This window comes from Marinibactrum halimedae, from assembly GCF_021234875.1.
Lineage (GTDB): Bacteria > Pseudomonadota > Gammaproteobacteria > Pseudomonadales > Cellvibrionaceae > Marinibactrum > Marinibactrum halimedae.
Window position 1 is genome coordinate 58,258 of sequence record NZ_JAJQVM010000002.1, and the last position, 17,434, is coordinate 75,691.

The 17,434-nt window shown below is 48.5% G+C and carries 7 protein-coding genes; 2 read left to right on the plus strand and 5 right to left on the minus strand.

Translation table 11 applies throughout. The features are described 5' to 3' along the window. Positions 1-24: 24 nt before the first annotated feature. The 3 genes from LU351_RS01500 to LU351_RS01510 form a co-directional block, all read right to left on the minus strand. Positions 25-960, minus strand: a complete 936-nt coding sequence (locus tag LU351_RS01500; protein ID WP_232592237.1) for a peptidyl-prolyl cis-trans isomerase — start codon at positions 958-960, stop codon at positions 25-27. A gap of 23 nt (positions 961-983) precedes the next feature. Further along, the gene (locus tag LU351_RS01505; protein ID WP_232592238.1) at positions 984-10,049 is read right to left on the minus strand and encodes a hypothetical protein; all 9,066 of its coding nucleotides are present in this window, start codon (positions 10,047-10,049) and stop codon (positions 984-986) included. Between the two features lie 217 nt (positions 10,050-10,266). Beyond that, positions 10,267-11,991, minus strand: a complete 1,725-nt coding sequence (locus LU351_RS01510) for a hypothetical protein (RefSeq protein WP_232592239.1) — start codon at positions 11,989-11,991, stop codon at positions 10,267-10,269. A 325-nt stretch (positions 11,992-12,316) separates the two neighbouring features. Between LU351_RS01510 and LU351_RS01515 the strand changes: the two genes are divergently transcribed. Beyond that, positions 12,317-13,180 carry a hypothetical protein gene (locus tag LU351_RS01515; RefSeq protein ID WP_232592240.1) on the plus strand — a complete coding sequence of 288 codons (864 nt, stop codon included), beginning with the start codon at positions 12,317-12,319 and terminating at the stop codon, positions 13,178-13,180. Between the two features lie 16 nt (positions 13,181-13,196). Here the strand turns inward: LU351_RS01515 and LU351_RS01520 are convergent, their stop codons facing one another. Together LU351_RS01520 and LU351_RS01525 are read right to left on the minus strand one after the other, a co-directional pair. Next, the gene (locus LU351_RS01520; protein ID WP_232592241.1) at positions 13,197-14,525 is read right to left on the minus strand and encodes a DASS family sodium-coupled anion symporter; all 1,329 of its coding nucleotides are present in this window, start codon (positions 14,523-14,525) and stop codon (positions 13,197-13,199) included. Between the two features lie 174 nt (positions 14,526-14,699). Beyond that, positions 14,700-15,791 (minus strand): YHYH protein, encoded by a 1,092-nt coding sequence (locus tag LU351_RS01525; protein ID WP_232592242.1) that lies wholly within the window; start codon positions 15,789-15,791, stop codon positions 14,700-14,702. Positions 15,792-16,147: 356 nt separating this feature from the next. Between LU351_RS01525 and LU351_RS01530 the strand changes: the two genes are divergently transcribed. Further along, positions 16,148-17,383, plus strand: coding sequence for an FG-GAP repeat domain-containing protein (locus tag LU351_RS01530; RefSeq protein WP_232592243.1), 1,236 nt, complete (start codon positions 16,148-16,150; stop codon positions 17,381-17,383). The last annotated feature ends 51 nt before the right edge of the window (positions 17,384-17,434 follow it).

Genomic DNA, 17,434 nt, shown 5'->3' on the forward strand with positions numbered 1-17,434 from the left:
CCATCCTCCTTTGAGTGATGGCAATTAATTTAACGGCGCCGCAGGCAATGTGGGTTCGGTGGCTACGGCGATGGATTTCGCCTCTGGGTCGACCAAACTGGCCAATACGGCAGCGTCGCGTTCAATAGAAAGATTGTTTCGCAACTGCGCTTTGGCGGTGTGTTTTATTTCCCGTAGCTTGTCGGCTTTTAATGCGCTCATAATGTTGTTTTTGACGTCTTTAAAAGGCTGAACCGTTTCCGGCTCGGTCTCCAGCAAACGCAAAATATACTGCGCGTTAGAGGTTTGAATGACGGGCGATAACGCGCCGCTTTCGGTGAGTGCTAAACCGGCATTGATCACATCGGTGTGCCAAGTGGTGGAAGGTTTCCCCTCAGAGAAAAATCCCACATCGCCACCCCGGTACCGACTGGGGCGATGCTTGGAATGCGACACCGCTAAACGGGAAAATAACGCTTCTCGCTCTGTGATAGGCAATGCCGAGAGTTGTTGGTGACTCTCGAACGCCACCGGCGAGTCGGCCTCAAATTCAATAAGCGCAATTCGCACTCGTCGCGGTTGGGTGTAGTGTTTGATGTCTTTTTCATACACCGCTCTGGCTTCGTCCTCCGTCACCGACAACGACGGCGCCAAGGCGGTTTCGAAGTGTTCGAGCAGGGTATCCATCACCAACTTTCGGTAGGCGCGCTGAAAGCTTGGGTCTTCATCGAGCTTTAAGGCTTTCAATTGCGCGACCGCCGCATGGCGATCAATTAATTGCTCTAACAATCGGTGCAAATCCGCTGAGTGTTTTGGCACATTGAGGCGTTCGGCCTCTGCCATTAACGCTTGTGCGGAAATGCTGTGGTTTTCCACCGTCGCCACCTGTGGCTCTCGTTCGCAACCGGCCAATAAAAGGCTGGCGGCCAACGAGAGTGCGACGGCGGATGATCGGTAATTTAACGTTTTCATTACGGTCATCCGCTTTTTCATGGTTTGTAAAACTACGATCCCGTAAAACTATAGGTATCGAACACGAGGCGAATATCGCTGACGCCTTCGCCGCCATTGGCCCCATTGATGAACACCTCCAGTCCTTCACCGTTGGTGCCACCAAGCAAGCTTTGGCTTGGAATAATTAATACCCATTCTGTGTTCCACACCGAGCGACCCACCAAGCGGCCATCGGTAGTGACGTCATCGAAATTGAAATGCGCTTGAGTATTCACCGGCATTTGGCTGTGGCGACGACGATCGGCCCAATTGCCCAACACGTCTAACTGAGGAATCCAGTCATCGTCGGTGTAGGTGTCGTTGGCTTGCACGAGGTCGGTGGGTACGGGAATCGATTGATCCAACACTTGATAGAAGCGCAGCTGGGTGATGTCTTCGGGTGAACGCATCACGTCCGTGCCCACGGGCACCAAGTAGGCGTAAGGGGTACGAATCAGCGAATCGGTTGGGTAGTTGTCGAAATGCAACCCCACTCGATAGAGCTTGGTGGCCGAGCGTGAGGCGGAATAAATCGCATCACCGGCACCGGCCTGCCAGCCGAAGAGGTTTTTGCCATTTTGAATGCTGGTGCCAAAACGCAGCACTAATCCGGGCAATTGGCCATCGGCTGGGCTCACACCAGGCGCCACACAGAACTCGCGGAATTCGGGTAAATCCCACAAGTCATCCACGCGAGCGTTTTGCAGCATCGACTGCCAACGCTCACGGCCCGAATCTCCCTCCAGAATGCGGAAGGCTTCGCGACGCAAAGAGAAGTGGTGTTCTTCGTTGAGCGGGTCGAGCAGACCGTAACGACTTTCGGCACCGGTGTAGACTTGCTGCATACGCGCCAAGGGTGTCGATAAGCCTTGAACGCCCGCGACGGGAAGACCACTGCCATCAAATTGCCCGAGGGAGCGCTCTTTCACTAACGACTCGTAGAAAGATTGGTCCTCAACGCTGTCTGACAGTAAACCGGTTTCGTAGTCGAACGCTTTGGCGGCCAAGTAGGTGTAGCGCGCCGCTAAATCAAAACTGGCGCGGTATTTTTGCAAGGCATCGTTGCGGAAAACACGGTAGGTCATGTCCCGATAGCGTTCATCGGTGGTGCGACTGGCGACCTCTTTACGGAAGGCAATCCGCTCTTCCATGACCCGCACGGCTTCGGCCACAAGCTGTTGGTAAACCCCTTTGGCGTTTTCCATTTCTTGCAGTAACTCCACCACGCTGTGCTGCTTTTGTAAGGCTTCGTGTATTAAGTTTTCAATAACAGTGAGCTGCTGCTTAAGTTCAATTTTGAATGACGATTTCTCGATAAAGATTGAATTGCTAAAAGCTAAATCCTCCACTCTAGCTTGCTCGTTCATGGCGTTGCCTCCAATAATACCTCCCGTGAGCACGCCAGCTGCGGCAAAAGAACCAGAAACTGAGCCAAAAGCTGCACGAACCGGGAAGGTAGGATCAAAAGACATACCGGCTGCTCCACTAAATCCAGCTAAAACTGGCCCTGCGAGCCGGTACACCGCCTCACCAGCTAAGGTGGATAGCTCGGCTGCTGCTCGCATGTCCGCCAGTTTATTCGTTAGAACGTAATTGCTACTGGAATTCTTATTCAGCACTAGGATCTCATCGCCGCGAATCTGATAAATCGATTCCAGTAGATCCACCTCCGCTTGAATCTGTTCGAGTAACACTTGGTTATCCGCTGTCGCACTATTCAATCGTGCTTGTACGGATTGGATTTCTCCTAGCTGAAGCTGAAGTTTTCCTGGTGCACGACGGCTTTCCCATGAATGAGGAGCAACAAAAGCATAGGAAGACAATTGAGAGTAATAAGGCATTTGCATGACCGCATTGCCACTCTCATCTAGGTTGAAGAATCCATTCACATCTTCCTCAAGATCCCTCCTGAACAAAAAGCCGGATGCGCTTCCTGTACCACACCTCTGACAGCCTCCTGAGGGTATTGTCAAAGGTGGAAGGGAAAATTGTACCGTTTCCAATCTGCTTTCCGGTAAATCCGGCAAAGCACTATCAATGTACATATATTGATACAAATCCGGCCCGTCGTAGCCGCTGGGGTAGACTTTACCGGGGCCAATATTGCCTTGGTATGGGTAACCCATTAACTCGATTAAGCGATTTTTAAAATCTCGCTCTTTGTCTTCCTCTAAGCGTTGGAATTCCGCATTGCTTAACTGCCCCTGGCGAATTTGCTGGGTTAACGCATTGGCGTAGTTGAAGATTTCCAACGAGTTATTGGCCGATTGCAATGCCCGCGAATACACCTGCTCAAAGTGGGTCTCGCCTTCACGGAGGGCTTTCGGGCTGATGTCGAAAGGAATGGCATCGCTCGCCAAGCCAAAGGGGTTATTGCCTTGGTCGGCGCGGCTAACAATGGCATCGATTTCTTGCAGTGCAGCGGGAATGGCCGTCAACTCAGATACCGTTTGGCGGTCGATACGATCCACATCGGTGCCGCTGTCGGTATCGCTGTTTGCGGAATCATCGTAGGGCAATAAGGCATTGGCTAAGGCCCAATCGAAGAACGCCCCTTGGCCTGCGCGCCTCGCCCAGCCGTCCATCCCCCACGCGCGCTCGGCGTTGGTGTCTTTGTAGCCCTGCCACTGGCCAGAGGGAGCATGGGTGTACTCTTTACGGAAGGTTAAATCCACGAGCCTTGCGCCTGTGCGGGCTTTGGCGGCCGCTGTACGCGCGAAGCGTTCTTCGTCTTGGTAGTCCACTTGCAACGCCACACCGGCAATGGTGGTGGTGTCCGTTAAGGGTTTCCAATCGTAATTGGGGTGACGGGCCAACGAGTAGTAGAGCTTGTTGGCCGTTAAATAATGGCCCCAGGCATCCCCATGGCCTTGTGGGAACTGCCGTTGGGCTTCGTCTTCAATGCCATCGCCATTGGTATCTGATAGCCCATACACTTGAACGTAAGTGGCCTCCACGGCACCGCCGCTGGTGTTCCACAAGAGCCGATTTCCGGTCAGGGTGTTGCGTCGTGGCACACCGCGCAGTAACGCCAGTTCTTCATCCAACAGGCTCGGTAGTGCTTGCTCGAAAGCAAACAAGCTGGGTGAGAGGTAACCGTTGCCATCGCCCGCCTGACCAATGGTGGGGTCCATGGCATCCGAGAAGGCTTCGTTCCCCAGCAGGGTGTAGAGGTCGGCCAAACGGCTGGCGGCAAACAACAATTGCTTGTTAATGGCATCGTCGTCAGTAATGGCATTGGGTGCCTGAATACTCAACGCAATGGCTTCATTGAGGATGGTTTGGTACAGCTCAATTAACCCAATTTGGTTGAGGTTACCGTTTTCGCTGTTGAGGGCCACATCCCCTTGGTAAGCCCGGCCCGCTTGCACCAACATGCTGGTGTAGCTGTTCACATCGTTATTGTGGAAGTCACGATAGCGCTGCTCGAAAGTATTGATGTCTTCCAATACACGCTTCACCCAACCACTAACGGCCACCGGGCGAATGGGGTCACCCGGCACCACCGCTTCGCCACTCAAACTGCTCCAATGGATGCCTTCTGGGTCGTTTTCGGTTCTCAAACCACGATAACGGCTTAAAACCCAGCCGTCGGACAACAGCGGGCGACCTTCGTCGAGATAATGACTGATGTCATCGCCTTGTAAGCGAACCCAACCAATCGGGGCTCCATTGCTGCCTACAGTGATGCTCGGCTCGCCGTCCACATCTGGGTGCCAGTACCATTCGAACTCCAATTCATCGGCACGGCCACCGAAATCCAAGTGGTGGCGCAGTACCAAGCGTTTATCCAGCAGGTTCAGTTCATTGCGCAAGACGTTCACACTGCCTTTGGCAATGGGCTCGACCACTCGAACAATGTGTAACTTAGTGGAGGGGGTATCGGAGTCGGTATCGGCGTTTTCTGCCAACACCACATAACCCGGTTTGCGGGCAAAGGCGGTGGTTAATGCCACATCCGCTTGCACCAAGTTGTGTTGCAATTGGCGATTGCCGTTGCTATCCAGAATGGGGTCTGGCAGTTCTTCGCTATCGTCATCCGGCGCTTCACGGGCGAGTTCCATCCCGATCAGTAAGGCTTCATCGGCTAGGCCATCGCCATCAAAATCCGTTTTATTGGGGTTGCGTGATTGATGGTAGAGCTTATCCACCACCACGTCCCAAGGGGTGCCAGCTTTCACATCGTCTGCGTTCAAGAACGGGTCATCGCTGGAGCCACTGACTCCGAAGTTATCGAAACGCTTCAGTAGCTCGCGTTCGAAATTCGTCATCACATTGGTTAAGTGCATGACGTTGGGCAGGTCGTCGGCGTCTTGCCCGGTGGTAGGGTCATACTTGCCACCACGGAAGTAAAAGAAACCGCTTTGCTCATTGAGCAAATGGCGGAAACGCAAACGATAGCGCAGGTCGCTGGGTAGGCGAGGGAAGTCGTAGTCGCCACCTAAATCTGGGCGGATACGCGCAGGCAGGTTCACCAATACTTCACCGGTATTACTGACCAGTTGAATCACGGGGCCACTTTCATTGGCACCTAACTGCACTTTGCCTGTGGGGGCCACTTGAATCTCTTGACGGTAATTGAACAACCGCACTGTGGCTTGTTCGGCGCGAGCGGCACTGGCGGGGTTAACGTCGATGGGGTCATTCTCATCGTACACCACCTGCAAGTTGCGCATGTTCTCGACGCCCGGCAGGTTGTTTCGGGCATCAATCAACGTTTCACCAATGGCGATGACTGGCACATCGTCTGGCCACTGGTTAGTAAAGGTAATGGTAAACGGCGTGCCGGCGCTGTCCACGTCATCGTTGCTGTTCTGATTGTGGATATCCAAATACGCGATTTGATCCACCGCATCCGCCGTGCCGTCGCCATCAGCGTCGTACCAGAAATCGAAACCGGCGGGTAGCTGATAAAAGAAGTTCACTGCCACATCCGTATCGCCAGAGCGTGACCAGACTTGATTGGTTGGGTCTTGCCAGAAACTCTCTGGGTTACCCCCGGCGGTGGTATTGCTGGTGGCCCAATTTTGCAACACCGGTAAATTCACCGGCTGACCGGCAATGGCATTCAAGGAGAAATTCGGGTAATCCGCACTGTTAAAGGCCACTTGGAAAATCCGGTAGGCGTAGGACGTTTCCTGATCTTCTGTCTCTTTTTGATAACGCACCAAGACGTAGGGGTCGGACGTCTCAACGCCGGATGGGTAATGATTTAAATCATGGCGTATGGCATGAACCACCACAAACTGGCCATCACCCGAAGTCAGCATATAGGCATGCTCTTCGTTGGGGTTGAAGCCGGCTTGCGTACGATCATTTTGAATGTACAACTCCGGCGCGTTCAGGGCGATACGGAGCCCGTCCAACGATTGCGGCTCACCTTTGTGTACACCCTCAGAACCCAATTGGCTGGTAAGCGCAATCAGGCCAGTCTCTGCGGGCCACTGGGGCACATAACCACTGGAAGCAAAAGGCCATTCAATATTTAAGGCACCTTGTTGATACCAGGCCACCAATAAGTCGTCGTCTTCCCCCTCTGGCCCGTTTTTATTCACTGGGATAATTTGCCCGGCACGGGTTGCGCGATCGTATACCAATGGCAAGGTGTCGTAACGGCCTAAGTTCGACATCACATAACCGGGCCGCTCTTCCATCGCCTCATCCAGTGGGGCAATCGTGCTACCAATATCCACAGGCAAATTGGGGGTATATTTTGCGGGTGTGTCCCAAGGGTAACTTCTTACCGACACTATGGTCGGGAAGCTGGACATCCCTACCAAATCACCTTCTTCAAAAAACACGACACTGGCAAGGCGGGGCTTTTCTGTGGCCAATGTTTCCTCATTGACCTTGATGCCATAAGGAATCGGCTCACCCGGTTGGTAGGTGATGTCGTTCTGCGTTTCTGACTCAATTGGGGTCGCATATTGCAGACCTGCCACCGCTTTGTTGGACTGGCTCAACACAACGGCCGGAATCTCTACCCCTTCTGTGGTGGAGTACAGATATTCCTGTAACCCTTCTGCCACCGTAGGCCAACGGACCTTGATGGCACGCCCAACGACGGGCTGAAAGGCTTCTTGCACGATACTGCTCGTGCCCCAGACCACGATGCCCTTCTCCAGCGGCCCACCGGCAAATACCCCGTGTTCTTTGCTCACCGACAGCAATGGCGTATTGGTGATAGTGGCAGAAGTAGGCACGCCGGCGCCCAACCCTAAATTATCGGGAATGGAGCGACGGAACGGAGAAGGGAGTTGCGTATTACTAATGACCGCCCCATTGGGTGGCAGAACGCGATTGCCGACTAGCAGCTTGGTGTAATGTTGGAAATCTTCAGAATGCTTCCCGTTGGCGGGGTTCAGCACACTCATCACACTGCCCATACCGTTGACGTTATCGGCGTTGGTGTCTGCATTAACGGCATCGAGTGGCGGCACTTGTGCACTGCCCTCGTTATTCGACACACCACCGGTCAGCCAATAGAGCGAATTTAAGTGGTTAATAAAAACAGAGTGCCCCTGGCTGTAGCTGGCGGAGTGAACGCGTTTTTGCCAAAGAGACTCAATACCCGTGGCATCCGCATTTTCTTTAAACCCGAAGATAAACGGCGCTTGGTTACGAATCGTGTTGTCGGGGGTAAGCGATTTGATTCTGAGTGAATAACCCCCTCGGTTATCACTGTGATTATTGTCATCCCACCGGAAATTCACATTAGCGGTTTGCCCTTGCCGCACTAACGCACTTACGGCATGAGGTAGCGCTTGCCGATAGTCCTGAAATCGCCTACCTACACCGATATTATGCCGAGTGTCGTTCAAATCGATCATATGATAATTGGCCAACACCTTTTTAAGGGTATTGGAGCGAATAAAGAACTGTGGGAAAAACCCTCTCGTATTAGTCTGATGACCACAGCCGTTCGGATTTGTGCAGGTAGAGTTACTCCAATAACTCACACTGTAATACTGCCCACCATTCAACGGCCCCACACGTTCAATGGAGTGAAATCCTTCTTCCAGCTCCACCAGTGTTGCGCCCGAATTTTTGCCATCGACATTCACAATTCGGGGGAGGGGTGTGGTTGGGTCTGGCGTGATCTCACCTGGACGTAAGTACGCACCCGTCACAACATAGTTGTCATCAAGGTCTTTCGCGATGGCAAGCGCCTTGCCGTTGCGTGTGGTGTTTGCCCACAACCAACGACCGGAATTGTTGTCATCGAGCTTCGCCACTAGGGTTTTCGCGTCAAGCTCTGTATTGAGGGTAACCGCTTGGGTGATGTCTACCCCGGTATTTTGTGAGCGGAAATCGATATCGGCGGTGCGTCCTGACGTGGGAGATACAAAGCCCGTTGCCATGACAGCATTACTCGCACTGTTGTACACCAGCCCGGTTATGGAAGACTCCCCGCCCACCGTCGACATATAACGCTTTTGGCCTTGAGCATTAATGGATGCCACAAAACCGTTCGCTTTGCCTGCCTCACTCTTCAAGGTTTGTAAGCCAGAAAATTGCGTTTGGCCGGTAAAATGACCACCGATATACACCGGGCTTTCTAAACCTTGGTTCGGGTCCAGCGTGATCGAGGTAATGCCTTGTGTATGGCATGGCTTGGTCACACTCGGGTCGAATACATCAATCTCATAGGTGAACTCTAACGAGACCGCACGGGCCCAGATATCATGATATGAGGCGGTTAAGCTGACGGTATTGATGCCGCCGTATTCGTATAGATATCGGTTGTTATTATTATGGTTCGCGCCCATCTCATAAGTCTGGGTACTCCGTGTTTCAATTTTCTGCGAACGTACCACACCCACGTTTAACCACACAGATACTTTGCCGTATTGAAAATGATCGTCTGCGGGGGGGAGCTGAACCAACTCCCCACGAAACTTCGCACTCACATGAGTAATGCGTGCCCCAGGGGGGGTTGGGTCTCGAAACGTAAAATTGGTTCGCTGCGACAGCTGTAGTTGATTTGCGTCTTCTGATAAGAAAATTCTGTGATTATTGCTATCGGCACCCGGATCAAAGCGCGTAATGTGTCGCTCGGTGACGGCGGTGGACGTTAGAGTAGAGCGTCCTACCACCCGGCCCGCCGGTTGATTTTCACAAGATTCCACCTCAACAGATTCTGCCCCTGCCTCTGGTAAGGCGCTGTCGTCCAGTTTGGTTAACCAGTCCCACTCCCAACGGGTTTGGTCGAGCGGTGCTTGCGGGTTATCCAAATAATTTACCCGTGCCACGAAAGCCCAATCACCTGAAGTGGTCACACCACCGCTGTGCGCTCGCCCGAGGTTATGCATGGTTTTACCGGCCAAACCGGCTCGAAGATTCCAAACCTGATTGCCCCCTGGTGTCGCAGAGGGTTGCATGGCCAATGAGTTTGTCACTTGTCCGGTTAAATACAAGGCAATGGTTTGATCTGTGCCACGAACGTCCATCGCCAACGACAACCCCTTGCCAAGGCTGTCATCGTCACTAGCCAAAGACAACTCTTTTAATAGCACATTGCTCGGGGCATTTTGCAATTGCGCTTGCAGCGGCAATACCGAAATATCTTTCCATTCGCCGTTGTCTGGGTTTAGGTTGGCCACAAATAAATTGGTGGCTGTCGCCTTATCAATTTTGCGCCCATCCACTACGGCTCCTCTCGCCCTTGCATCAAAATACGCCGTGCCCGAAATATAACCCGAAATAAAAATTAAATTATTTTGGCGGTCATATACGATACCGGTCGCGGCGTCCTTACCGGTGCCTCCGGCGGTTTTTACCCACTGCAAGGTGCCACGCCAATCAAATTTGGCCACCAATAAATCCCGATGACCTCGGTGGTTTCCGAGTTGGTGAATATCACCTTGAGGTAGCTCAGTGCCACCGGCAATTAATTCACGTGTGCCATTGCCATCGGTATCTTCATACACACTAAAATGCGTATCCGAACCCGCTTCAAAATACCCAATCACATAAAGATTGCCGTCATCATCGGCAATGGAGCCAACAATTTTTTCGTTACCAGAACCATCCAGTTTGACCGTAAAAGGCGCTGGATTCGTTTGTGCGTGGGCCATACCAACAAAGCACATGAGCCACAACATTGTTAAACAAAACAACGACCTACAATGCAATAAACTACAATACAACAGCGCAGACGATATTCGCCTTTGTATAAAATGAGGTATGTTCATGAAAATCACTCAGCATTTCAGCGTTAAGTTTTCAGAAATAAATTGAACGGTTTTAAGGATAAATTTTTTACATTTATCGTTTATCGCGTTTCAATCGAGACTAAGGGTCGATAACATCAATGGTATTAATGCGGTTAAGTTCATATCGGCCTCGCACCGTAATCACGTCTTTATGCAAACCATGAATCTGTTCTTCATACACACCGGTTAATCGCCCTAAACCATTATCTGGCGTAGGCTCTAAAGCCGAATTTGGCGTGAGAGACAGGGTTCGAGTTATTGGCCAAACTTCATCGGTAAACGTGGAAGCGGTATCGTCAATAACGTCACCCGTCGAATTATTTTGATCGTCATGGCCAAGGTGCCACTGATGCTTCATGGGATGCGTCGGTAAATTGGTAGGCAGTTCAATTACACCCGACAGACCGCTATGCACACTCCCTTGCAGCGACAAGGTATTGCCTACAAAATCAAATGCAGAACTGCTCAAGCGCACGCCCATAGACTCTCCCCGAGTAAGAGTCACACCGCCATAATTCGGCAATTGTTGATCGTCGGTAATTAATACCCCGTTGTCATTGCCATCCAAACTCGTTTCGCGCACCACATACACTTGTTTTAATAAACGCGCTTGGTCATTCTCATCCACATGAACGATGAGTTTCATCATTAATGGAGCGGGGGTTTGTTCAAGGGCGTCTCCATCAGCACTGTGTACATAACTCACCTGATCAAGCACTGCAATGCCCGCCCATAATCCTGCGAACGAATCCATTGGCGTGGCTTCTAAAGGTAAACGAATACGCTCACCTCCGGCCTTAATGGTTAACACACCTGACGTTTTTTCTGACAACACCGCCTTATCCAACCCCATTAACACATCCACTTGCTCGCCAGGGTTCATCGACGGCGAAAACCCCTCTATCCCAAGCCACTGGGGTTCAGCACTGTCTTGTGCAAAGCGCGAAAAATACATCAAGGGGAAGTCACCGACAGACACGCTCACCGCATCAATAGGGCGACTCATTCGATTGGTCAACGATAACGTTAAAATCGAAAGGTTCTCTGGGTAAATAAGGCCATTACGTGCCACACCGCCAATTTCTAACGGGCCAGAGTTGATGAGTGATCCATCGTTATACACATAATAACCCCGCCCCGGCTCCATTAAGCTGTCTGCACTGACCCGCTGCCATTGAGAACGCCCAACACTTTCATCAAACGCGAGTTCGTAAATTTTTTGATCGGAGCCGCCAGGTAAATTTAAGAAACGTCGAAAATCCGTTGGGTTATCTGGGTCACTGTAAAACCCCACCAAATTAAAACTGTTGGGCTGCCAACGAATCGGTTTGTAAGCAGGCTTTCCCTTAACCTCTAATTCGATCGAATCTTCTCCGGATACTTTCACCAAGTAAACTTGACCTGCGGTTGCCGCAAACAAATTGGTTAACATTGCGCCAGGTTTATCTTCTGGGATGTAAACTTTCCATCCTCCTTCGTTAAATCCCAATTCATCGGGCTGCAATAAATACTGCACCGGTGACTCTGGTCTGATTTGTGCCCAGATTTTTTCAATGCTTTCCGACTCAAAAACACGAGACATTATATTGTCGTTTGTCGTTTCCTCATCGCCATCATCGGGGCTTACTTCTAAAAAAACCGCATTCCATCCCGGGTTGAGCGAAATAGTTTGCGTGATGAACGCGTCCTGCGCCGCTGCTCCTTCTTCATTGGCGCTGATTGTTTTTGAAATCGGCACCAAAAAAAACAACACACCGAGACAAAACCTTAGCCGTCGCCAACCAAAGGGGGTTAAATGTTTCATTCTTGTTTCACCTAGGTTAAATAAAAATTTAATTTGATCAATTATTAAGTGCTTTCTAAGTGCAGCGAGAAACTCAGAATCGAATTCCACGACTCTAATAACGGAAAACTAAAAATACTCAGTCAAAAAAAGATTCAAATAACAAAAATTTAATAATTTGACTTATAGATCAGAACGAAATAAAAAATTAATGTGCTTGTCATATTTCAGACTTTTTCTACACTAAATGAAACTTACGCCCTTAATAGAATTTAGAGAGAGCAAATGACAGGAAATTAAATTTTCAACAATTGAAAAATATTACTTTTAAATAGGATTATAATTCATGCTTGATGCATTACTCGCTTCAGATCAAAAACCTTACATACCCGGAAATCAGAAAAAGATAACGGTGTTTTTTAACCTGATTGGCACCGGGTTTTCTATTGATGTACCAAGTCAAACTCACTCAAGTATGGTTAATTTTGTAAATTCAGAATCTACAATTGACTATTTTAATTATAGCCAGAGTGAGCTAACAATATGCGGCGATCTAATTTCAACGGGAGATGATCTCGTGGACTTTATCCCTCTTTTAATGCAAACCTACGAATTGCGCGGATTTCCTTTTGCCCTAACGAGCTTAGCCAAAATTGATCTTTCCATTAGCTTAGAATATTTCCCGACCATGCCTAAAGCGTTTTCGTTATTCAACCCGGCACACTTGGAAATAGCGACTAAGTATTTTATGTATTTCAATAATGGGCCGGGTGCAAAAAGTAAAAGTGAATTTCGAGAAATCGCTCCGACTCATTGGCAAACAAAAGAACTAGCAGGTTCGTTTATCGTGCAATATGACTCTGCTTACACCGATAAAATAAAGCGTGTAGAAGAACCTCCTTTTACTTACTCTCTTATTCCTATTAATCGATATCATGTCATCGTCATTAAATTTATTACACTACAAAAAGTCAAAACTCAGCGATGCCTTCCTATAGTACGAAAAGTACAAGAAGAAATTTTACAAAGTATTAAAGTTAAGTTATCAGACTCCTCTCGCAAAGAGCAGGACTATGCGAAAAGAACATGGCCAAAGGCTACCATCGCTCAAACCATGGAGCCTCAAAAATGGGTTTATGACGAAGGCCATTGGGAAGGTAACCAGTTTATTGTAACCGATCATAAAGCAACCCCACCACAATGGGAGTGACAATGCCCAAATAGATCTACAGAAGTAACCACAACAGCAAACTCAGTACCCCGATGCACATTACATTCAGCACTGCCCCCACCCTCATCATGGATTGTTGGGGAATAAGGCCACTGCTGTGCACAATGGCATTAGGAGGGGTAGCGACGGGTAGCATAAAGGCGCAGGAAGCAGAGATGCCTACCGCCAGAGCGGCTTGCTCCGTGCCCACCACAGAAACGGGCAAGGTAATAAAAATCGGGACGAGTAACGCAGTGGAGGAGGTGTTACTGTTAATTTCTGTTAATAAAATAACAAAGCTCACCAACACCACTAACACCAATACACCAGGCAATCCCATTACTGCATGAGACATCACGCTGCCTAAAAAAGCGCTGGCACCACTGACTTTTAAAACAGCACTTAAAGTTAAGCTACCCCCAAATAATAATAACGTGCCCCAGTGGGTGTATTCTTCAATGTGCTTCCATTCCACCACACGGGAGGCCACCAAGGCACACACAGCCAATAATGCCACCCAGGCATTCATTCTCTGTTCGATGCCAATAAGTTGGCCCAAAGGTTTACTAAAAAACCAACCAATCACCGTAAAAGTAAAAATGCCCATTAAAATCATTCGAGCGGGTGTCCACTCAAAAGTATACTGCTCTACTTCCACACGAGTTCCATTAAAGGAAGGCTTTAATACCCGATGCATTACCCATAACATTAACGGCCAAAGCAATAAAAACGCAGGGCCCCCAACTTTTAACCACGATAAAAAATCGTAGTCAATCGCGGTGGCCGCAATGCCGTTAGGCGCACTGCCCACCAACGTGGCAACACCCCCTAAATTTGCCGAATACGCAATACCTAATAAACTGAAAATTTTGGTGGACGCGCTTAAAGTTGGCTCTTGCCGTAATAATCCTAAAATTAACGGCAACATTAATGCCGTCGTGGCCGTATTGTTCATCCACATGGACAACACCGCCGTGGTCAAACACAGCATCATCACCGCTCGACTCAATAAACCGCCAGACATCCGCAAAATATTGTGAGCAATCCATCGGTCAATATCTTGTGCCTGCAAAGCCGCCGCTAACGCAAAGCCACCAAAAAAGACAAAAATAATGGGATGAGAAAACGCGTCTAACGCCTGGGGCAAATGCCAAATTCCAAACAAGACCGACAATACAGGTATCAACAACGCCGTAATCGTGACATGCACCATTTCACTCAACCACAGCACGGCAATAATCCATAACAAACACAAGGCGCGAATGGCAATCGGTTCGGCAGGTAACCATTGCAACGCAATCGACCCCAAGGTAATCAACAATAATACAACAATGGCTTTTGGCATTTATTTTTATCCATCAGAGAATAAAGCAGTGAATGAGTGTCTCACTCACTCGTTGAAATGCCATAGCTTATCGGAAGGCGCAATCGTTCTGCAAAAATTCAGCTTTTAACTGCTCAGCTTTCAACACCTCTGTTTTTCACTACTCGGTGATGCATATTCTCTAACCTAAAAAGGTTAAGGCGGCGGGCGACGATGATGAGGCGGTGGGTGACGTCCACCTCGCTGCTCTCGCTGACCAGGGTGTTCACGAGGCGGATGCCCCATGGAGGGATTACTGGAGGACGGGTTACTGGAAAGAGGTTTTTTTTGAAACGATAAATGAGGTTGCCCGCGAAAACAATTCAAAATCCACGGGTAAGTGTCTGTCACGTAATAACCGTATTGACCATTAATACGCATCCCATTGCACTTATCTAAATCGCCACTGCCTTCCTTAAAAGCATAATCGGCAATATAGGTGCCATCATAATTTCCACCGGGGTCAGTGCCATTTCGTCCGGGGCGATACCCCTGTTTTAATTGATAACTGGAACGGGCTTTACGCACGGTTTGGCCATCAAAAAAATAACTGCCATAAATGGGAAAGCCATCGGCGGCAAACCCAATAACCGGCGAGCCTTTCGCGCCCGGTTGATCATTAAATAACGCCTTAGGATTACCATGGTAATGGTACATTCCCCCCGGCTGAGTATGGGCATTATGAGCATCGGAACCGAATTTATGAATCGAGCCCAACGGCTCTAGCACCCATTTTGCGTTGCCTCTGCAACCCGCCGATACATTGCCTTCGCGATCGGCCATAGGGGCATTAGGCTGATAACACCCGGCAGACATCAAATCAATCACCACACCATTAAGCATAATACCATTCAGCCATTGTTGAGATAACGGCACCGTATGCTCACGGTATATTGGATAACGATTAAGAGTAAATTGCTGTGCTATCTCTTCAACGGAATGAGCAAAATGGGCGGTACGATCATTAAAATTATGATTGGGAATATTATTGGAGTGAAATAAACAATGATTGCCTTCTGCGGTAATAGTGAGATGACTTTGGAATGATTTTCGACGCTGCTCATCTTCAACACTTGCGTAAGTCACCGAGACATACTCTGCACAATCTGCAGATCGTTTGGTTAAAACCGTATTACGAATATTCTGCTTAGGTGAGCTTATGGAAGCATGACTATGCACTGCACCAGATGCCGCACTATTTTTTTCACTGGATGATACGTGTGATAATACCACACTAGAAAACAGCATTATCATCACTGGCAAAGTATTTTTTATCACAACCTTTAATACCTTTTCCTCAGTTTTCAGATATGTCAGTTTCATATCATAGGTCTACAATGAGAAGATAATTCGCAAATACTGTGATTATAAATCAAAAAATACCGTTTTGTTTCCTAACACAATTAGTTTCCTGCCAGTTTTTAGGTCTCACGCGCAACATCTATTCATTTTCTGCCATATTAATTTTTCTTTATTTATTTTTATTGCATTACCGTTTTTTAACGGTAACGTCATTACTTGGGCGCCTTATAAATCGATTTTTACACTTTTAACTTCTTCGTTCTTAACCTTCTTACAAGGCAATTAATTTTCGAGAAATAATCATGAATAAAAAAATTCTTACCATCGCTTTACTAAGCGCCAGCCCTTTATTGGCTTCTGATTATACTTCGCACTATTTAGGTGCCTTAGACATTCCCTTTGCTGCATTTGTAGACACACAAAAATTTTACGATCAGCCCACAAAATCCCTCACGGTCAGTAGTTTTTCCATCACCAATGCATTCGGCATTTATCGTGTAGACAATCTATGGGCTATTCCTACATTCGGAACCACCGATATGGTTGAGGTGAATGTTATTTCCGAAAATATACATTGGCCCAATGAGGCACAACTTGTCCCTGCCGGAGTGACGCCTTTTCAATCGATGACGATTGCCAGTGGATTTTTTCCTCCCTACCAAGAACAAGGTGGAATATATCTTTTTAATATGGAAACCCAAATGCCCCACCTTATTTCTGAAGCAGGATGGCTACATCATTCCGTGCACTGGGAGGACATTAATCACGATGGAGCACTGGACATTATCACCGCCAGAGCAAAAATAGCAGGGCCGGCGGGAGTATTGACAGAATTACTTTGGCTTGAAAATCCCAATAACAATTCTATCACTCAACCCTGGACGGAACACACCATTCAAGCGGGGCCAGATGTGAATTTTTATGTCGGTGATTTAAATAATGATAACGCACTGGATATCATCGCCACAGAGTTTTTTGCACAACGTCTAACGTGGATTTATGAAACGAATGATGCCAATACACCATGGGGATATCGTGTGATTGATGCCGAACTGGGGGCCGGGTTTTCCGTCAGTGCCAGCGATTTAAACTTGGATGGCAATATCGATTTATTGGTCACTAATCATCAGTCTGATTTAAGTGCATCGGTCTTTGCCTACGAAGTACCCTCTAATCCGCTCACTGAGATTTGGCCAAAACACACTTTACTCACTAATATTGAAACCCGAAAACCCGGAGATCGACAAGCCTCTCCTGGCGAAGCCGAAGCCTTTCACCCGAATACTCTCACCACGTTTTTAACCAAACCCTGGATTTACGTCAGTGGCGATGGCTCAATGCGTGCACATCTCCTGGTGCCCACGTCATCCTCTTCCAACAACTGGGATTACGAAGAAAGAATTCTTCACGAAAGCACAGAATCCGTCATCGGCACCGCAGCCATTATAGATAGCAATCTTGATACGTTTACGGAGATTTATATTCCTGCCTATGACGAAGGCAAAGTACATGCTTATACGTTTGGAGTAAAAAAATAAACCACTCTGATAAGCTTTATAAGGAAATCTGAATCTTATTTAGGGCAGAGC